Origin of the sequence: Actinomadura terrae (assembly GCF_022751215.1) — a bacterium.
GTDB lineage: Bacteria > Actinomycetota > Actinomycetes > Streptosporangiales > Streptosporangiaceae > Spirillospora > Spirillospora terrae.
The window spans coordinates 1,678,459-1,697,823 of the sequence record NZ_JAICDG010000001.1 but is presented as its reverse complement, the minus strand read 5'-3'; the positions used below and the strand labels follow the sequence as shown (position 1 = coordinate 1,697,823).

Sequence of the window (19,365 nt, the reverse complement as noted above, 5' to 3'; positions counted from 1 at the left end):
CGCGCGGCCTCCCGCCGGAGCCCCGCCCAAGGGTGGCACCGAGGACGGCCGCGCGTCACGCGCCTTTTTCGCTGAGCCAGACGTAACCGGCGAAACGTCCGGTGCGTCCGTTGCGGCGGTAGGAGAACAGGTCGCGGGTCTCGATGGTGCAGCGCGGGTCGACCTGGACGCCGGTGACGCCCTCGGCCGCGAGCTGCGCGACGATCCCCGCGCGGATGTCGAGCCCCGGCGTGCCCTTGGACGTGGTGGCGTACGCGGCGGGCACGACGGCGGCGACCTCGGCGCGCATCGCCTCGGGCACCTCGTAGCAGCCGCCGCACGCGGCCGGGCCGATCGCGGCGCGGATGCGGGCCGGGTCGGCGCCGCGCCCGCACATCGCCTTCACCAGCGCGGGGACGACGCCGGCGGCGGTCCCGGGGCGGCCGGAGTGCGCGGCCCCGGCGACACCGGCGACCGGGTCGGCGAGCAGGACGGGCGCGCAGTCGGCGACGAGGACGGCGAGGGCGAGCCCGGGGACGGTGGTGAGGACCGCGTCGACGGGGTCGGGCAGCTCGGGGGCGGTCACGTGGACGACGTCGGCGCCGTGCACCTGCCGCATCCAGACGGTGCGGTCGGGGTCGATGCCGAGGGCGGCGGCCGCGCGCCGCCGGTTCTCCCGGACGGCGGCGGCGTCGTCGCCGACCGCGCCGCCGAGGTTGAGGGAGTCGTAGGGGGCCGCGCTCACGCCGCCGGCGCGGGCGGTGAACCCGGCGCCGACGCCGTCGCCCAGGGCGACGGGCGCGATCACTTCAGGAAGTCGGGGACGTCGAGGTCGTCGGGGTCCTCGAACACGACGGGACGGCGGCGCTCGCCGGCGGCGGGGCCGCCCTCGTTCTCGCCCGCGTGGACGCGGGAGGGGGACTCGGGCGCCGGGCGCGGCGGCGTGCGGGCGCCGGGCTCCCCCGCGTCGCGGTCGGCGGGCGGGACGGGCGCGGGGAGCGGCGCCGGGGGCGGCGGCACCGGCGGCTCGGCGCGGGCGGGCTCGTTCCGCGCGCCGCCGGCGACCCGCTCGTCGCCCTGCCCGCCGGGCGGCTGCTGCCGTCCGGCCTGGTCGCCGGCCCGGGGCGGGGACGGGGCGGACGCGTGCGGCGCGGCCGCGGCCTGCGCCACCGACTGCTGCGGCGCGCCGGACTGGGGGGCGCCGGACTGGTGCGGCGCGTGCCCGGAGGGCTGCGGCGCGCCGGTCTCCGAGCGCCCGACCCGGCTCGGGATCGGGTTCTGCGGTGCGGCCGGGGGCGGCGGCGCGGGCCGGGGCGGCGGGGGCAGCCTGCGGGTCTCGGTCTCGGGCGCCGGCTTGTCGGGGCGCCCCTCGTCGAAGCCCGCCGCGATCACCGTGACCCGGACCTCGTCGCCGAGGGCGTCGTCGATGACCGCGCCGAAGATGATGTTGGCGTCGGGCGCGGCGGCGTTGGACACCAGCTGCGCCGCCTCGTTGATCTCGAACAGGCCGAGGTCGGAGCCGCCGGAGATGGACAGCAGCACGCCGTGGGCGCCGTCGATACTGGCCTCCAGCAGCGGGCTGGAGATCGCCATCTCGGCGGCCGCGACCGAGCGGTCGTCGCCGCGCGCCGAGCCGATGCCCATCAGCGCCGACCCGGCGCCGGACATGACGGACTTCACGTCGGCGAAGTCGAGGTTGATCAGGCCCGGGGTGGTGATCAGGTCGGTGATGCCCTGGACACCGGACAGCAGCACCTGGTCGGCCGCCTTGAACGCGTCCAGCACGCTGACCTGCCGGTCGGAGATCGACAGCAGCCGGTCGTTGGGGATCACGATGAGGGTGTCCACCTCGTCGCGCAGCGTCTCGATGCCGGCCTCGGCCTGCATCGCGCGGCGCTTGCCCTCGAAGCTGAACGGGCGGGTGACCACGCCGATCGTCAGCGCGCCGAGCGAGCGCGCGATGTTGGCCACCACGGGCGCGCCGCCGGTGCCGGTGCCGCCGCCCTCCCCTGCGGTGACGAACACCATGTCGGCGCCCTTGAGGACCTCCTCGATCTCCTCCCGGTGGTCCTCGGCGGCCTTGCGGCCGACGTCGGGGTTGGCCCCGGCGCCGAGGCCCCGGGTGAGCTCGCGGCCCACGTCGAGCTTCACATCGGCGTCACTCATCAGCAGCGCCTGGGCGTCCGTGTTGATCGCGATGAACTCGACGCCCTTGAGTCCCTCTTCGATCATCCGGTTGACGGCGTTGACGCCGCCGCCGCCGATGCCGACGACCTTGATGACCGCGAGGTAATTCTGCGGTGCTGCCACGACGAGGGGCCTTTCCGCTCTATCCGACCGCCCTGCCCGGTCTGCCGACCGTGCCGTCGCGGTGTTCCTGACCTGTGTGCACTTCTGGCTGGGCCGGGACGGGACCGGCGCTGCGCCGGGACCGTCACAACCCTCACCCTCAACTTGAGCCTTACAGTTATGTCAACCTGTGGACTGTACGGACAGTAGGGCGGCCAAACCGCCAGGGTCAACTAACCTCCCCCGAAGTCCACCGGCGTGTCGCACTGGGACCGGGTTGCCCTGGTTGGCGCAGGTGCTCCTGCGGAACTTCCGCCGCTCATCGCCCTTCCGCCCTCCTCGTCGACGTTCGCCTCGCTGTTCACACGCGAACCGTGCCGGCCCGTCGGGCCGACCTGTTCCAGCGTGCCCCATCGGACGGCCGGAATCGCCGCGACACACGCACCGGCCCCGGAACCGAGACGCGGTTCACCGCGTCGTGACGACCTCGGGCGAGCTGACGTCGATGGTGCGGGCGGCGCGTCCCGCCGCGGTGCGGCGCAGCGCGTCCAGCAGCCGGACCTTCTCCGCCGCCCGTTCCGCGGGGCCCCACACCACGACCGGGCCGTCCGACAGGTGCAGGACGACGTCGCCGGGCCCCGTGGCCTCCACGTCGGTCAGCCGCGCCCGCAGGCGTCCGGGCAGGTCGGTGAGCACGCGCAGCGCCGCGAGCGTCGCCGGGTCGGACGGGCCGGGCGAGGCGACGCTCAGCGTGGGCAGCCCCGCCGGCCGGGACGCGCCCTCGACGACGGTGACCCCGAACCGGTCGATCTGCTGGTAGGCCCCGCCGCGCCGCAGGACGGCGACCGGGACGCGCTCGCGCACGACGACCCGGACCGTCGCCGGCCAGTGCCGCTCGACCCGCGCCGACTCGACCTCCCGCAGCCCCTCGACCCGCGCCCGCACCGCGCCGGTGTCGAGCCGCACCATCGGCACGCCGAGCCTGATCCCCGCGGCCGCGACGACCCGGTCGGGCTGGAGCAGCCGCGCGCCGCTGACCTCGACGTCCCGCACGACCAGCAGCCGCGAGCCGAGCAGCACCCACGTCACGGCGGCGAGCACGCCGAGCACGAGCAGGGCGGCGAGCGCCGCCTTCCACCGGCTCGGGCGCCGCCGGCCCCGGGGGGCCGGATCCGGCGCGGCGGCAGCGGTCTCCGGCCGCTCGCCGGTCCCGGCCTCGGGCGGGAGGGCAGTCATGCCCCCAGCCTGGCAGCGATCCCGCCGCGGACCGCCCATCGCGGGCGCCCCGGCGTGTTGTCACGTCCGCGCAGGTCACGAGGCCGAGAGGCGCTCCAGGATGGGCGGGCCGAGCTGGGTGACATCGCCGGCGCCCAACGTGATGACCACGTCGCCCGGGCGGGCCAGGTCCGCGACGACCGCGGGCACCTCGTCGCGTACGGGCGCGTACACGGCCCGCGTCCCCTCGGGGACGGCGTCGGCGACGAGCGCGCCGGTCACACCGGGCTCGGGGTCCTCGCGGGCGCCGTACACGTCCAGGACGACCGCGACGTCGGCGAGGCCGAGCGCCGCGCCGAACCCGGTGGCGAAGAAGCGGGTGCGGCTGTACAGGTGCGGCTGGAAGACCGCGACGATCCGGCCGGCCGGCCCGCCCGCGGCGGCCTTCTCGCCGAGGTAGTCGCGGGTCGCCTCCAGGTCGGCGGTCAGCTCGGTCGGGTGGTGGGCGTAGCTGTCGAACACCTCGACGCCGCCCGCCGTCCCCTTGCGCTCCAGCCGGCGCATCGCCCCGCCGAAGCCGGCGAGGCCCGCCCGCACGGCCTCCGCGTCCAGGTCGAGGGCCTGCGCGACGGCGACGGCGGCGGTGGCGTTGAGCGCGTTGTGCCGCCCCGGAACGCCGAGCCGCACCTCGCCGACACCCTCGATGTCGAAGCGGGAGCCGAGGCCGCGCGGGGTGAAGCCGGTGACGCGCAGGTCGGCGCCGGCGGCCTCGCCGTAGGTGCGGACGTCCAGCCCGCGCGCCCGTGCGTGCTCGGCGAGCCCGACCGCGACCGGGTCGTCGGCGCCCGCGACGAGGGTGCCGCCGGGTTCGATACGTTCCACGAACCTGGCGAAGTTCTGCTTGACCATGTCGAAGCCGCCGTAGTTGTCGAGGTGGTCGGCCTCGACGTTGGTGACGACGGCGACGTGCGGGCTGTACATCAGGAACGAGCCGTCGCTCTCGTCGGCCTCGGCGACGAACACGTCCCCGGTGCCCTCGTCGGCGCCGAGCCCGGTGGTGACGAGCTGCCCGCCGATGCAGTAGGACGGGTCGGCGCCCGCGTGCTGCAACGCGACCGTCAGCATGGACGTCGTCGTCGTCTTGCCGTGCGTCCCGGCGATCGCGACGGCCCGGCGCCCGGCCATCAGCGCGGCGAGCGCCGCCGAGCGGTGCAGGACGCGCAGCCCGCGCTCGCGGGCGGCGACCAGTTCGGGGTTGCTCTCGCGGATCGCGGTGGAGACGACCACGGTGTCGGCGTCGCCGACGTGCGCGGCGTCGTGCCCGACGAAGACCCTGGCGCCGAGGTCGCCGAGCTGGCGGAGCAGCGCGGAGTCGCGGGCGTCGCTGCCCGACACCGCGATACCGCGGCGCAGCATGATCCGGGCGATGCCCGACATCCCGGCGCCCCCGATCGCGATGAAGTGGACGCGGCCGAGCTCCCCCGCCGGCACGACCTCGCCGGGACCGATCAGGCTCATCGGGCGGCGCCCGCCGCGCCGACCACGGCGTACACCATCCGCGCGAGCGCGACGTCGGCGTCCCGCCGGCCCATCCGCCCGGCCTGCTCGGACATGTGCGCGACCCGGCCCGGGTCGGCGAGCACGGGCAGCAGGTTGTGCGCGATCCAGTCGGGCGACAGCTCGGCGTTGTCGACCAGCATCCCGCCGCCCGCGGCGACGATCGGCTCGGCGTTGAGCTTCTGCTCACCGTTGCCGATGGGCAGCGGCACGTACACCGCCGGCAGCCCGACCGCCGTCAGCTCCGCGCACGTCATCGCCCCGGCCCGGCACATCGCCATGTCGGCGGCGGCGTAGGCGAGGTCCATCCGGTCGCAGTAGGGGATCGTGACGTACTGGGGGCCGCCGGACGAGGGCTCGGGCTCCTCGGTGTTCTTCGGCCCGACGATGTGCAGGACCTGGATGCCCGCCTGCCGGAAGTAGGGCGCGGCGGCCACCGCGGCCTGGTTGAGCGACCGGGCGCCCTGCGAGCCGCCGAAGATCAGCAGCGTGGGCAGGTCGGGCAGCAGGCCGAAGTAGGACCGGGCCTTGTCGCCCATCGCGAGCCGGTCGAGCGCGGCGATCTCGCGGCGCAGCGGGATCCCGACGAACGTCGCGTTCGGCAGCGTGGAGTCGGAGTGCGAGACGGCGACGTGGTCGGTGAAGCGGGCGCCGAGCTTGTTGGCGAGGCCGGGCTTGGGGTTGGCCTCGTGCACGATGATCGGCACCTTGCGCTTGCGGGCGGCCAGGTAGCCGGGGGTGGCGACGTAGCCGCCGAAGCCGACCAGGACGTCGGCCTGCGCCTGGTCGAGGACGGAGGCGGCCGCGTTGATGGCGCCGCGCAGCCGTCCCGGGACCGACAGCAGCTGCGGGGTCAGCGTGCGCGGCAGCGGCACCGGGGGGATCAGGGCGAGCTCGTAGCCCCGCTGCGGGACGAGCCGGGTCTCCAGGCCCCGCTCGGTCCCGAGGCAGGTGATCCCGACGTTCGGGTCGTTGCGGCGCAGCGCGTCGGCCAGGGCCAGCGCGGGCTCGATGTGTCCGGCGGTGCCGCCGCCGGCCAGGACAACCCTCATGCTCGTTGACAACTCCTCAGCGTGTTCGACTCGGTGTGTTCCACTCGGCGTGTTCCGGCTCAACGTGTTCGACTCGGCGTGCTCGTCTCGGATGCTCGTCTTCTCGGGTGCCGCGCCCCGCGGCGCGCGGGACGGCTTGCGCGGGCACCGGATCCGTCGGCACCCCGGAGGGGTCTCAACGCCGTGCCAGGCCCAGCCAGCTTAGAGCCCTCACGACCGGTCCGGGGCCCCGTGCGGAGAGTGCCTGCCTGGCTCCGGGCTCGCGTTTGGCGAAGGCGAGCAGCATCCCGAGCGCCAGCAGCGTCGGGATGAGCGCCGATCCGCCGTAGGACACGAGCGGCAACGGGATGCCGGTGATCGGCAGGACCCCGATGACCGCGCCGATGTTGACGATGGCCTGCACGACCAGCCAGGCCGTCGCGCCGGCGGCGGCGAGCCGGGTGAAGGGGTCCTTCACCCGGCGGGCGATCCGGAGCCCGGCGTAGGACAGCAGCCCGAACAGGCCGAGGACGACGAGGGTGCCGACGAGCCCGAACTCCTCCGCCACGATCGCGAAGATGAAGTCGGTCTCGGCGTGCGGCAGGTAGTCCCACTTGGCGCGCCCCTCCCCGAGGCCGGTGCCGAAGAAGCCGCCGGAGGCGACCGCGAACAGCCCCTGGGTGCCCTGGTAGTTGCTGGTGAGCTGGTTGCCGGCGGGGTCGAGGAAGCCGGTGAGCCGCTGCATCCGGTACGGCTCGACGACGATGAGGATCGACACCAGCAGGCACACGAGCCCGGCGATGCCGAGGAACAGCCGTCCGGGCGCGCCGACGACCCACAGCAGCGCCAGGAAGATCGTCAGCAGCACGAGCGTCGTGCCGAGGTCGTTGCCGAGCATGACCAGCAGCACCAGCATCCCGGCGCCGGGCAGCAGCGGGACGAGCAGCGGCCGCCACTCGGTGAGCTGGCCGAGCCGCTCCTTGCGGGCCAGCAGGTCGGCGCCCCACAGCACGAGGCCGAGCTTGGCGGGCTCGGACGGCTGGATCTGGATCGGCCCGAAGCTGATCCAGCGGGTCGCGCCGCCCGCGCTGCGGCCGAGCCCGGGGATCAGCACCAGCGCCAGCGCGACGATCGACAGCAGCAGCAGCGGGTAGGCGAGCGCGCGGAACGTCCGGACGGGCAGCCGGGAGGCCAGCCACATGCCGGGCAGCCCGATCGCCATCCAGATCGCCTGCTTCTGGAACAGGGTGTAGGCCGAGCCGGTCTCCTGGAGCTGCTTGACGCTGGAGGCCGACAGCACCATGGTCAGGCCGAGCGCCAGCAGCATCACCGAGCAGCCGAGCACCAGGTAGTAGGAGGTGAGGGGGCGGTCGAGCAGCCCGACGGCGGCGGCGACCTGCTCGCGCGGGCCGGCGCGCCGGCCGTCCTCCTCCTGCGCGGTCGCGGCGGTCATCGCCGCCGCGCGGTCCCGGCGAGCCGCTCGACGGCGGCGATGAAGGCGTCCCCGCGGGCCGGGTAGTTCGCGAACATGTCGAAGGAGGCCCCGACGGGGGCGAGCAGTACGGTGTCGCCGGGACGGGCGAGCCCGGCGGCCTCGGTGACGACGCGGTCCATGGCCCCAGTGTCGGTGTCGGCGACGTCCACGACCGGGACATCCGGGGCGTGTCGCGCGAGCGCCTCCGCGAGCCGGTGCCGGTCGCGGCCCATCAGCACGACGCCGCGCAGCCGCGGCGCGCAGTCGCGGACGAGGTCGTCGACGTCCAGGCCCTTGAGCAGACCGCCCGCGATCCACACGACGGGCTCGTAGGCGGCGAGCGAGGCGGCGGCGGCGTGCGGCTGCGTCGCCTTGGAGTCGTTGACGTAGGCGACGCCGGTGACGTCGGCGACGTGCTGGATGCGGTGCGGGTCGGGCACGAACGCGCGCAGCCCGTCCCGGACGGCCTCGGGCGGCACCCCGAACGCGCGGGCCAGGCCCGCCGCCGCGAGCGCGTTCGCGACGTTGTGCGGCGCGAAGGGCCGGACGTCGGCGAGCGCGGCCAGCTCGGCCGCCTCCCGCTGCGGGTCGGCGGTGAAGGCCCGGTCGACGAGCAGCTCCTCCACGACGCCCAGTTCCCCCGGCCGGGGCACCTGCAACGTGAAGCCCGCACGGCGCTCGGCGCCCGCCGCGAGGGAGGTGGAGACCGGGTCGTCGGCGTTGTGCACCGCGACCGTGCCGGGCGCGAAGATCTTCGCCTTGGCGGCGACGTAGGCGTCCATCGTGCCGTGCCAGTCGAGGTGGTCGGGCGCGATGTTCAGCACGGTCGCCGCGTAGGGGGCGACCGAGCTGGACCAGTGCAGCTGGTAGCTCGACAGCTCGACGGCCAGCACGTCGTGCGGCTGGTCGACGGCCTCGACGATCGGCGTCCCGACGTTGCCAACCGCGAGCGCGTCGTGGCCCCCGGCGGTGAGCATGCACGCGAGCATCCGCACGACCGTGGTCTTGCCGTCGGTGCCGGTGACGGCGAGCCACGGCGCCGCGCCCTCGGCGGGACGCAGCCGCCAGGCCAGCTCGACCTCGCCGATGATCTCCACGCCCGCGGCGGCGGCCGCGGCGGGCAGCGGCGCGTCCGGCCGCCATCCGGGCGAGGTGACGACCAGGTCGGCGCCCGCTGGGAGCGTCTCCCCGTCGCCGAGCCGGACGGCCACGCCGCGCTCGGCCAGCTCGGCCGCGGCGCGGCGGCGCTCGTCGTCGTCGCGGGCCTCCACGGCGGTGACGCGGGCGCCGCGGGCCGCGAGCGCGCGGGCGGCGGCGCGGCCCGACACGCCGAGGCCGGCGACGACGACGTCGAGGCCCTCCCAGGGGCGGGTGGTCATTTCTTCGGCATCCATTCCAGGTAGAACAGGCCGATGCCGATCGCGACGAACAGCGCCGACATCAGCCAGAACCGCACGACGATCGTGGTCTCGGCCCAGCCCGACAGCTCGAAGTGGTGCTGGAGCGGCGCCATCTTGAACACGCGCTTGCCGGTCAGCTTGAACCCGCCGACCTGGATCATCACCGACAGGGTGATCATCACGATCAGCCCGCAGAGGATCGCGAGCAGGAACTGGGTGCGGGTGAGGATCGCGAGGCCGACCAGCACGCCGCCGAGGGCCAGCGAGCCGGTGTCGCCCATGAAGATCTTGGCGGGCGGGGCGTTCCACCACAGGAAGCCGAACACGCCGCCGAGCACGGCCGCCGCGACGACCGCGAGGTCGAGCGGGTCACGGACGCTGTAGCAGTTGGGGGCGAGCGCGAAGTCGCAGCTGTTGCGCAGCTGCCAGTTCCCGATGATCACGTAGGCGGCCAGCACCATGCCCGCCGGGCCCGCCGCGAGGCCGTCCAGCCCGTCGGTCAGGTTCACGCCGTTGGACATGGCCGCGATCAGCAGCAGCGCCCACACCACGAACAGGTACGGGCCGATCGAGGGGCCGAAGTCGCGCAGGAACGACAGGTGGGGGTCGGCGGGGGTGATGTCGTACCCGTTGGGGAAGTTCAGCGACGCGATCGCGAACACCACGCCGACCAGGATGATGCCGATCATCTTGGCGCCGCTGCGCAGGCCGAGGCTGCGCTGCTTGAAGACCTTGATGTAGTCGTCCACGAACCCGACCAGCCCGAGGCCGGTCATCAGGAACAGCACCAGCACACCGGAGATCGTCGGCGCGTTGCCGGTGAACAGGTGCGCGGCGGCGTAGCCGACGAGCGAGCCGACGATGAAGACCGTCCCGCCCATCGTGGGGGTGCCGCGCTTGGTGAGGTGCGCCTCGGGGCCCTCGTCCCGGATCATCTGGCCGTATCCCAGCCGGTTGACGATCCGGATCCACACCGGAGTGCCGACCATCACGAAGACCAGCGCCACCCCCGCGGCGAGGATGATGTTGGTCATCGGGCGGCCTCCCCGGCGCGGCCGGCGAGGATCGCCTCGGCCACCCGTTCCATCCCGGCGACGCGGGAGCCCTTCACCAGCACGACGTCTCGCGGCCTGAGCCGCTCGCTGAGCGCGGTCACGGCCGCGCCGACGTCATCCACCTGTACGCACTCTCCCGTCCATGAGGCCACCTGCCCGGCCCCCTCGGCCATCGCCGCCGCGTTCGGGCCGACGACCACGAGGCCGGCGAACCCGCTGCGCGCGACATGCTGTCCGATCTTGGCATGTTCCGCCGCGGACGCGGCGCCCAGTTCGGCCATCTCGCCGAGCACCGCGAACGCCCGCCGGTCGCGGGCGAGGTGGCGGGTCGTGTCGATCGCGGCGCGGGTCGAGTCGGGGTTGGCGTTGTAGGCGTCGTTGACCACGGTCACGCCGTCGCCGGTGTCGGCGACCTCCATCCGCCAGCGGCTGGCGGGCCCGGCCTCCGACAGCGCCGCGGCGATCTCGTCCGGCGGCAGGCCCGCCGCGCGGGCGGCGGCGGCCGCGGCGAGCGCGTTCGCGACGGCGTGCGCCCCGTACAGGCGCAGCGCGACCGGCGCCGCGCCCTCGGGCGTGACCAGCGTGAACCGGGCGCGGCCCCGCTCGTCGAGGGTCTCGTCGGCGGCGCGGACGGTCGCGCCGGGCGAGCGCCCGAACGTGACGACCTCGGCCCGCGTCCGGGACGCCATCGCGGCCACCAGCGGGTCGTCGGCGTTGAGGACGGCGGTGCCGCCCGCCGGCACGGCCTCGACGATCTCGCCCTTGGCGACGGCGATGTTCTCCCGGCCGCCGAACTCCCCGACGTGCGCGGTGCCGACGTTCAGCACGACGCCGACGCTCGGACGAGCGATCCCGGTGAGGTAGGCGATGTGGCCGATGCCGCGCGCGCCCATCTCCAGCACCAGGTAGCGGGTCTCCGCGCCGGCGCGCAGCACGGTCAGCGGCAGCCCGATCTCGTTGTTGAACGACCCGGGCGGCCACACGGTCGGGCCCGCGCGCGACACGACCTGCGCGATCAGGTCCTTGGTGGAGGTCTTGCCCGCCGAGCCGGTGACGGCGATCACCGTCACGCCGGAGAGGCGGTCCAGGACGCCGCGGGCGAGCCGTCCGAGCGCCTGCTGGACGTCGTCGACCACCACGGTCGGGCCCTCGACCGGACGCTCCGCGAGCACCCCGGCGGCGCCGGCGGCGAGCGCGGCGGGCGCGAACGCGTGCCCGTCCGCGCGCTCGCCCCGGAACGCCGCGAACAGCGCCCCGGGCACGACCTCGCGGGAGTCGATGACCACCGGGCCGCTCACGACCGGATCGCTCGCCACGGCGTCCGGGGGGCCGTGGAGGGCGCCTCCCGTGATCTCCGCGATCGTCGGCAGCGGAAGTGGGATCACGCCTGCGTCCCGTCCCCTCTGGTTCCCTCGGCGCGCCGCCGCAGCGCCTCGCGGACGACCTCGCGGTCGTCGAACGGATGCATCTCGCCCGCCGCGTACTGGCCCTGCTCGTGGCCCTTGCCCGCGACGACCAGCACGTCGCCCCGGCGGGCCCGGCCGATCGCCAACTCGATGGCGGCGGCGCGGTCGGGCTCGACGACGATGTGGGCCCGCTGCGCGGCCGGCACCTTCAGCCCGCCCTCGACCATGGCGGCGAGGATCGCGAGCGGGTCCTCCGACCTCGGGTTGTCGTTGGTGAAGTAGGCCGCGTCGGCGAGCCGCGCGGCGGCCTCGCCCATCAGCGGCCGCTTGCCGCGGTCGCGGTCGCCGCCGCAGCCGAGCACGACCACGAGGTCGCCCTCGGTGACGCGGCGCAACGCGGTGAGGACGGCCTCGACGGCGCCGGGCTTGTGGGAGTAGTCGACGAGCGCGACGAACTCCTGGCCCTCGTCCACCCGCTCCAGCCGGCCGGGGACCCCGGGCAGCGACCCGACCCCCCGCACCGCCGCGGGCAGCCCGATCCCCGCCTCCACCAGCGCGACGATCGCCGCGAGCGCGTTGGCGACGTTGAAGGGCCCCGCGAGCTGGACCGCGGCGTCGGCCTCGATCCCGCCGGGCCCGACGATGCGGAAGACGCTGCCGTCCGCGCCGATTCGCACGTCCTCGGCGCGCCAGTCGGCCGCGGGGTCGCCGGTCGGCGAGAACGTCGTGATCGGGACGGGGGCGGAGTCCACCAGCACCCGGCCGTAGTGGTCGTCGAGGTTGACGACCCCGACCCGCGAGTACTCGGGGGTGAACAGCTTCGCCTTGGCGGCGAAGTAGTCCTCCATCGTGGGGTGGAAGTCGAGGTGGTCCTGGGAGAGGTTGGTGAAGACGGCGACGTCGTAGAAGGCGCCGCCGACGCGTCCCTGCGCGAGGGCGTGGCTGGAGACCTCCATCGCGGCGGCGCCGACGCTCCGCTCCCGCATCGTCGCGAACAGCGCGTGCAGGTCGGTGGCCTCGGGGGTGGTGAGCGCGCTCTGCACCCGGGAGTCGCCGACCCTGATCTCCACGCCGCCGACCAGCCCGGTCTCGATCCCGGCGGCGCGCAGGCCCGACTCCAGCAGGAAGACCGTGGTGGTCTTGCCGCTCGTCCCGGTGACGCCGATCAGCAGCAGGTCGCGGGCGGGCTCCCCGTACACCCACGCGGCGGCGGCGCCGAGGTGGGCGCGGACGTTCGCGACGGCCAGCACGGGCAGGCCCGTCGCGACCGCCTCGTCGTAGCCGTCGGGGTCGGTGAGGATCGCGGTGGCGCCCGCCTCGGCGGCCTGCGCGGAGAACTGGGCGCCGTGCGCGCGCGCCCCGGGCAGCGCGGCGTACAGGTCGCCGGGCAGGACCGCGCGCGAGTCGTGGGTGATGCCCGTCGCGACGACGTCGGCCCAGATGTCGCTCCAGTCGCTCCGCTCGATGCCGAGTAGCGCCGCGAGCCCGGTCAGCGGACGGGCCGGATTGGTGGTTGGGCGCATGGCGTTTCTTTCGTCGCGTACGGAACGGGAATGCGGGGACACCGGACGTGAACTCACGGCGAGGAGGGTACTCGCTGGGCTCAGCCTCCGGCGTAGATCTTGGCGATCGGCGGCCTGCTGCCCGTCGGCGGGATCTTCTGGGTTTGCAGGGCGAAGGTCATCACGTCCTTGAAGACGGGCGCGGCCGCAACGCCACCATAGTGGCTGCCCCGCTTGGGGTCCCGCAGGACCACCTGCACGACGAGCCGCGGGTCGTCGGCGGGCGCGAACCCCGCGAACGAGGCGGTGTACCCGCCGCCCTTGTAGCAGTGGCAGCGCGGGTTCGGGATCTCGGCGGTGCCGGTCTTGCCCGCGACACGGTAGCCGGGGATCTGCGCGCCCGGCGCGGTGCCCTCGTTGGTGGTGACGCCCTCCAGCATGTCGCTGATCTTCCGCGCGGTGTCGGCGCTGATCACCTGCCGCCGCTCGGGCGGGGCGGCGGGGGTGAACTTCTCGCTCTCCCCGGCGGTGCCCTCGAAGGTGCCCTCGACCAGCGTGGGGGCGACACGGACGCCGCCGTTGGCGATGGTCGCGTACACGCTCGCCATCTGGACGGCGTTGACCGAGATCGACTGGCCGAACGCGATCGGGTACCGGTCGGTGCCCGACCACTTGGACGGCGGCTGGAGGATGCCGGGCGTCTCGCCCGGCAGCGGCAGGCCGGTCTTCTGGCCGAACCCGAAGTCGCGCAGCGTCTGGTAGAGCTGCTGCGGGGAGATGCTCTGGCTCGCCAGGATCGTCCCGACGTTGCTGGACTTGGCCAGCACCCCCTCGAACGTGAGCCGCTCGGGCGGGTGCGGGTGCGAGTCCCTGAACGTCGTGTCGTACTTGCGGATCCGGTCGGGGACGTCGAACACCGTCTCGGGCGTGACCCCGCCCTTCTCCAGCGCGGCGGCGGCGGTGACGACCTTGCCGGTGCTGCCGGGCTCGTAGGCGTCCTGCACCAGCGGGCTCCCCCACCGGCCGGGCGCCGAGCGGGCGTAGTCGCCCGGGTCGTAGCCGGGCGCCGAGGCCATCGCGAGCAGCCGCCCGTCGCGCGGGTCCATGACGATGACGGTGCCGCCGCGCGCGCCGGTGGCCTTGACCTGCTTCTCGATCGCCTTCTGCGCCTCGAACTGGAGGTCGCGCATCAGCGTGAGGCGGACGCCCCGGCCGGGCACCGACGGACGCTTCTGGTCCTCGCCCATGGGGATGTGCTGGCCCTCGGGGCTGATCTCCACCCGCTGCCAGCCGGGCCGCCCGGCGAGCACCCCGTTCATCGAGTGCTCCAGCCCGGCGGCGCCCTCGCCCTCACCGTTCACGAACCCTATGACGCTCGCGCCCAGCGAGTTGTTGGGGTATTCGCGGCGATATTCCGGGAGTGTCCCGATACCGAGGAACTTCCAGGACGTGATCAGCCGCGCCTGGTCGGGCCGGACGCCGTGCGCGAGGTACACGAACCGGGAGTTCGGCTTGCTGATCGCCTTCAGCACCGACGCCGGGTTCAGCCCGAGCGTCGGGGCGAGCGCGCTCACGATCGCCTGCCGCCGCTCCGGCTTGATCACGAACGGGTCGGCGAAGATCGCGCGCGCCTCCACCGTCATCGCGAGCGCGTTGCCCTGCGCGTCGGTGATCTCGCCGCGGACGGCGGGCAGGTCGATGCGCTGGAGCCGCTGCCGCATCGCCTTCTCGGTGTAGCGGTCCGACTCGATCGTCTGGAGCTGGACGAGCCTCCCGGCGAACAGCGACAACACGAACGCGACGACCAGCAGGCCGATGTTGAGCCGCTTGAGCGGGTCGCGGCGGCGAAAGGGCGCGCCCACGATCGGACGGCGCGGCGGCGGGCGCCGCCCCGACCCCGAGCCGGTGGCGCGGCGCGGCGGAGCCGTACCGTCGCCGCTCGGACGCGGCCTGGCCTGGCCCGCACCCGCCTTGCTGGCCGGTTTCGCACCCGGTTTGGCGCCCGCTTTCGCGCTCGGCTTCGCGGTCGTGCTCGTGCCGGCGGCGGGCTTCGGCTTGGCGGCCCGCCCCTTCCGCGCCGCGCCGCCCGAGGCCGGTTTGGGCTCCCTGGGCCGCTTGGCCTCCTTGGGGTCCTTCGCGTCCTTGGGGGTCTGGGCGTTCTGGGACGCGGGCTTGGGGGGCTGGGCGGGTTTGGAGGGCTGGGCGGGTTTGGAGGGTTTTGCGCCCTTGCGCGGCGGGGGGACGATGCCGGTGCGGGCGGGACGGCGGGAGGCGCCGCCCTTGCCGCCCGGCCGCCCGGCGCCGCCGTCCGCGCGCCCGCCGGACGGGCGGGGCGGGTTGCCGCCCCGGCGTCCGGGCGGAGGGCCGCCGGTGCCACCTCCCGGCCGCTTGCTCACCGCGTCACCCGCTCCCGGGCGTGGTCACGGGCCGTCACGGCGCGCCCGTCCCGGCCGGGGCGCCGACGGCGCGGGGGTCGCCGGGCACGATCGTACCGGGGATGCCGAGCATGCTCGCCGCGCTCGCCGACGCGGCCGCCGAGTGCGGGACGGGGCGGACGCGCGCGCCGCTGGTGCGGCCGGTGCGGCCGTCGACGAACGCCGCCTCGGTCTGCTTGACCATCCCCATCTTCTCGGCCCGGTTCGCGAGCGACTCGGGCGAGCCCTCGGCCGCGATGTCGGCCTGGTAGGCCTGCCGCTGCTGTTCGAGCAGCTTGTTGCTCTGCTGGAGCCGGGTCAGCGTGAAGGCGTCCTTGGCGAGCACGGTGTTGAGCAGCAGCAGGCTCACCAGCGCGCCGCCGAGCAGCCCGACGATGAGCAGCACGAACGGGGCGCGCGGCGGCGTGTGCGCGGCGGCGCGCCGCCGCGCCGCGCGTCCGGCGCCCTTCTTCCGCGCGCTCGTCGCGGGCGCGGCCTTGGCCGGTGCCGCCTTCGGTGTGCTCTTGGACGGAGCGCCCTTGGACGGCGTGGACTTGGCCGGCGCCTTCGCGGGCGCCGCCTTCGTCTTCGTGGCCGCGGCCTTGGACGGCGTCTTCGACGGCGCCCTGGTGGCCGTGCCGGCGGGCTCGTCCCGCGCCGGGTCCTGGGCGGGCGCGGCCGGAGCCGTGCCCGCGGGACGCCGCTTGCGGGACCGGCGCTCCGGACGCGCCCTGGGCTGCGGCGCGGAACCCGGCGGTTTGCTGGTCGTCGTGGTCATGTCGCCTCCCGGACCCGCTCGGCGGCGCGCAACCGCGCCGATCCGGCCCGTGGGTTGGTCGTGGTCTCCTCGTCGGACGGCTGCTCGGCCCCGCGCGTCAGGAGCCGGAACCGCGGCTCGTGCTCGGGCAGCGGGACGGGCAGGTCCGGCGGGGTGCGGTCGGCCGCCTCGGCGGCGAGGACCTGCTTGGTGACGCGGTCCTCCAGGGAGTGGTAGCTGAGGACGGCGGCGCGCCCCCCGACCGGCAGCACGCCCAGCGCGGCGGGCAGCGCCCGGCGCCAGACGTCCAGCTCGGCGTTCACCTCTATGCGCAGCGCCTGGAAGGTGCGCTTGGCGGGGTTGCCGCCGGTGCGGCGCGTCGCGGCGGGGATGCTGGCGCGCACGAGGTCGGCGAGGCGGCGGGTGGACTCCAGCGGCTCGCGCTCGCGCTCGCGGACGATCGCCGCGGCGATCCGCTGGGCGAAGCGCTCCTCGCCGTACTCGCGCAGGATGCGCGCCAGCTCGGCGGGGGGATAGCCGTTGACCACCTCGGCGGCGGTGGGACCCTGCGTGCGGTCCATGCGCATGTCGAGCGGGGCGTCGTAGGAGTAGGCGAAGCCGCGGTCGGCCTCGTCGAGCTGCGGGGAGGAGACGCCGAGGTCGAACAGGACGGCGTCGGCGGCGGGGACGCCGAGCCGGTGCAGTACCGAGGGGATCTCGTCGTAGACGGCGTGCTCCAGCCGCACCCGGTCGCCGAACGGGGCGAGCCGGCGCGCGGAGCGCTCCAGTGCGGTGGTGTCGCGGTCGAGGCCGACCAGGCGCAGGTTCGGGTGGGCTTCCAGCATCGCCTCGGCGTGGCCGCCCATGCCGAGGGTGGCGTCGACGTACACGGGGTCGCGGCCGGGATCGCGCCGGGCGGCGGCCGCCACGGCCGGTGCGAGGAGTTCCAGGACGCGACCGAGCATGACCGGTACGTGACCGGGCCCGGACGCGTGTTCTCCCACGCCCATCGTTCCACCCCCTGCGGTGCTGCCACCTCGCTCGCGGACTGTGTGGCATCGCCGGCCCGGACCGTCCCGCTCCCCCGGCGGCGGCCTCGCCCGGCCAGGTCCCCATCCGCTGCCCTAGAGGAAGATCACCGCGTTTGTCGCGCGGGGGGTCGCCGTCTGGCACCGGGGAAGCTGCGCCAGCTGGCTCGGAGAGCGGCTGGAGACCTGGCCGAACGTGGGCCAGTGCCGGTCATCGGACCGACGAGTCGTGTCTCAGAGGATCCCTGGCAACACCTCCTCCGAGACGTCGGAGAACGCCTGCTCCTCCTGCTCGAGGTAGGACTCCCAGGCGCGCGCGTCCCAGATCTCCAGACGCGTGTTGGCGCCGATGACCGCGCAGTCGCGGGTGAGGCCCGCGTAGGTGCGCAGCGGCGGCGGGATCGTGACGCGTCCCTGCTTGTCGGGCGTCTCGTCGGACGCACTGGCGAAGAACACGCGGCTGTAGGCGCGAACGGCCCGCTCGGTGACCGGCGCTGCACGCAGAGCCTCGGTGATGCGCTGGAACTCCGCCATGGGGAAGACGTACAGGCAGCGTTCCTGGCCCTTCGTGATCACCAATCCCCCCGACAGCTCCTCGCGGTACTTCGCCGGCAGGAACAGTCGTCCCTTGTCGTCGAGACGCGGCGAATGGGTGCCGAGAAACACCGGCCCCACCTCCCGCGCCGCATGGGGCGCTACTGCTCCCCACGGCGCCCCACTCTACTCCACTCTTCCCCACCGTCAACAAGGAAAACACCTTCCACAGCACGAGTTCGAGAAGAAAACCGCAGGTCAGACCGGGTGGTGCGGAGTGGGGCGCGCGTGGGCCCCCTCCGCGCGCCGTGTCAAGCCTCACTTGACCGCAGGACCGATCAGAACGCGCGCGCCGCGTTCTCGCGCGGTCGGGAGTCGCACGTGAGTCGCCGGACGAGTCGCGGGGAGAGTACGGGGGTGAACGGATCCGAAACGGCGGGGTGGGGGACGGTGGAGGACCTTCGATTCCAAGATCGCCACCCTTGTGGAGCACAATGGGCTCCCGTTTCCCGCGAACATCGCGGACGGCGTTGCGACAACGTACTGTCGTTTGGGCGGGCGCACAGTGAGCGCCGCACCGGCTCGCCGGGAGCCCGGCCCGATCGCGGGGCGGGTCCAGGTCCAGGAGCCCTCGGGCGGACCACGCGGCCGGGACGGCTGAGGAGGGTTTGGTGGCAGTAGGCACGCACGGCGAGTCGTTCATGGAGACCGACCCCCCGGCGCCCCGGCGCCCCTCGCCGAGCGGCGGCGACGGCCGCCCGGGGCCGGGCCGCGGCCTGGACGGGCTCGCGCAGGTCGCCAACAAGATCCGGGACGCGGTCGCGTCGGTGATCGAGGGGAAGCCGGAGGTGGTGCGGCTGGCGCTGACGGTGCTGCTGGCCGAGGGGCACCTGCTGATCGAGGACGTGCCGGGCGTCGGCAAGACGATGCTCGCCAAGGCGCTCGCCCGCTCGGTCGACTGCTCGGTGCGGCGCGTCCAGTTCACCCCCGACCTGCTGCCGAGCGACATCACCGGGGTCAGCGCCTACAACCAGGAGATGCGCGAGTTCGAGTTCAAGCCGGGCCCGGTGTTCGCCAACATCGTGGTCGGCGACGAGATCAACCGCGCGTCCCCGAAGACGCAGTCGGCGCTGCTGGAGTGCATGGAGGAGCGCCAGGTGACGGTCGACGGCACGACCTACGGGCTGGAGCGCCCGTTCATGGTGATCGCCACGCAGAACCCGGTGGAGATGGAGGGCACCTATCCCCTGCCGGAGGCGCAGCGCGACCGGTTCACCGCCCGCATCTCCATGGGCTACCCCGACCCGGCGGCCGAGCTGGAGATGCTCGACGCGCACGGCCAGGCGTCCCCGCTGGACCGGCTGACCCCCGTGGCGCACGCGGGCGACGTCCGCGACCTGATCGAGGTGGTGCGCGGCCTGCACGTCGCGCAGTCGGTCAGGCAGTACGCGATCGAGCTGGTCACCGCGACCCGCGGCCATCCCGAGCTGCGGCTCGGCGCGTCCCCGCGCGCGACCCTGCACCTCGTGCGGGCGGCGCGGGCGTACGCGGCGCTGGACGACCGCGACTACGTCGTCCCCGACGACGTCCAGGACCTCGCCGTGCCGGTGCTCGCGCACCGGCTGCTGCCGACCGCCGAGGCGCAGGTCGAGCGGCGCCGTCCCGAGCAGGTGGTCACCGAGTTGGTGCACCGCCTGCCGGTCCCCGCCCCCAGGAAGTGACGC

At 74.6% G+C, this 19,365-nt stretch carries 15 protein-coding genes; 1 reads left to right on the top strand and 14 read right to left on the bottom strand.

Annotated features, from left to right (window positions below):
* Positions 1-55: 55 nt before the first annotated feature.
* The 14 genes from pgeF to mraZ form a co-directional block, all read right to left on the bottom strand.
* Positions 56-787: a peptidoglycan editing factor PgeF gene (gene pgeF / locus K2F47_RS07605; protein WP_242902043.1), complete on the bottom strand. Its 732-nt coding sequence runs from the start codon at positions 785-787 to the stop codon at positions 56-58.
* Entirely contained in the window at positions 784-2,289 is a 1,506-nt protein-coding gene (ftsZ, locus tag K2F47_RS07600; RefSeq protein WP_242902042.1) for a cell division protein FtsZ, read from the bottom strand. Before ftsZ ends, pgeF begins: the two co-directional genes overlap by 4 nt.
* A gap of 447 nt (positions 2,290-2,736) precedes the next feature.
* A complete protein-coding gene (locus tag K2F47_RS07595; RefSeq protein WP_242902041.1) occupies positions 2,737-3,504 on the bottom strand; it encodes a cell division protein FtsQ/DivIB in 768 nt (255 codons plus the stop codon).
* 75 nt (positions 3,505-3,579) lie between these two features.
* On the bottom strand, positions 3,580-5,001 hold the full coding sequence (gene murC / locus K2F47_RS07590) for a UDP-N-acetylmuramate--L-alanine ligase (protein WP_242902040.1): 1,422 nt from the start codon (positions 4,999-5,001) through the stop codon (positions 3,580-3,582).
* The gene (murG, locus tag K2F47_RS07585; RefSeq protein ID WP_242902039.1) at positions 4,998-6,092 is read right to left on the bottom strand and encodes an undecaprenyldiphospho-muramoylpentapeptide beta-N-acetylglucosaminyltransferase; all 1,095 of its coding nucleotides are present in this window, start codon (positions 6,090-6,092) and stop codon (positions 4,998-5,000) included. The genes murC and murG overlap by 4 nt, the downstream gene beginning before the upstream one ends.
* 175 nt (positions 6,093-6,267) lie before the next feature.
* Complete coding sequence (gene ftsW, locus K2F47_RS07580; RefSeq protein ID WP_242902038.1) at positions 6,268-7,524, bottom strand: putative lipid II flippase FtsW; 1,257 nt, start codon at positions 7,522-7,524, stop codon at positions 6,268-6,270.
* Complete coding sequence (murD, locus tag K2F47_RS07575) at positions 7,521-8,924, bottom strand: UDP-N-acetylmuramoyl-L-alanine--D-glutamate ligase (RefSeq protein WP_242902037.1); 1,404 nt, start codon at positions 8,922-8,924, stop codon at positions 7,521-7,523. The genes ftsW and murD overlap by 4 nt, the downstream gene beginning before the upstream one ends.
* The gene (mraY, locus tag K2F47_RS07570) at positions 8,921-9,979 is read right to left on the bottom strand and encodes a phospho-N-acetylmuramoyl-pentapeptide-transferase (protein WP_242902036.1); all 1,059 of its coding nucleotides are present in this window, start codon (positions 9,977-9,979) and stop codon (positions 8,921-8,923) included. The genes murD and mraY overlap by 4 nt, the downstream gene beginning before the upstream one ends.
* Positions 9,976-11,385 carry a UDP-N-acetylmuramoyl-tripeptide--D-alanyl-D-alanine ligase gene (locus K2F47_RS07565; RefSeq protein ID WP_242902035.1) on the bottom strand — a complete coding sequence of 470 codons (1,410 nt, stop codon included), beginning with the start codon at positions 11,383-11,385 and terminating at the stop codon, positions 9,976-9,978. Before K2F47_RS07565 ends, mraY begins: the two co-directional genes overlap by 4 nt.
* Complete coding sequence (locus K2F47_RS07560) at positions 11,382-12,929, bottom strand: UDP-N-acetylmuramoyl-L-alanyl-D-glutamate--2,6-diaminopimelate ligase (protein ID WP_242902034.1); 1,548 nt, start codon at positions 12,927-12,929, stop codon at positions 11,382-11,384. The genes K2F47_RS07565 and K2F47_RS07560 overlap by 4 nt, the downstream gene beginning before the upstream one ends.
* Before the next feature lie 80 nt (positions 12,930-13,009).
* Positions 13,010-14,770 (bottom strand): peptidoglycan D,D-transpeptidase FtsI family protein, encoded by a 1,761-nt coding sequence (locus tag K2F47_RS07555; protein WP_504912351.1) that lies wholly within the window; start codon positions 14,768-14,770, stop codon positions 13,010-13,012.
* A gap of 568 nt (positions 14,771-15,338) precedes the next feature.
* The gene (gene ftsL / locus K2F47_RS07550; protein ID WP_242902623.1) at positions 15,339-16,100 is read right to left on the bottom strand and encodes a cell division protein FtsL; all 762 of its coding nucleotides are present in this window, start codon (positions 16,098-16,100) and stop codon (positions 15,339-15,341) included.
* Positions 16,097-17,089 (bottom strand): 16S rRNA (cytosine(1402)-N(4))-methyltransferase RsmH, encoded by a 993-nt coding sequence (rsmH, locus tag K2F47_RS07545; protein ID WP_242902032.1) that lies wholly within the window; start codon positions 17,087-17,089, stop codon positions 16,097-16,099. Before rsmH ends, ftsL begins: the two co-directional genes overlap by 4 nt.
* Before the next feature lie 252 nt (positions 17,090-17,341).
* Positions 17,342-17,773: a division/cell wall cluster transcriptional repressor MraZ gene (mraZ, locus tag K2F47_RS07540; protein WP_242902031.1), complete on the bottom strand. Its 432-nt coding sequence runs from the start codon at positions 17,771-17,773 to the stop codon at positions 17,342-17,344.
* Positions 17,774-18,342: 569 nt separating this feature from the next.
* Between mraZ and K2F47_RS07535 the strand changes: the two genes are divergently transcribed.
* Positions 18,343-19,362: an AAA family ATPase gene (locus K2F47_RS07535; protein WP_272496768.1), complete on the top strand. Its 1,020-nt coding sequence runs from the start codon at positions 18,343-18,345 to the stop codon at positions 19,360-19,362.
* Positions 19,363-19,365 lie beyond the last annotated feature (3 nt).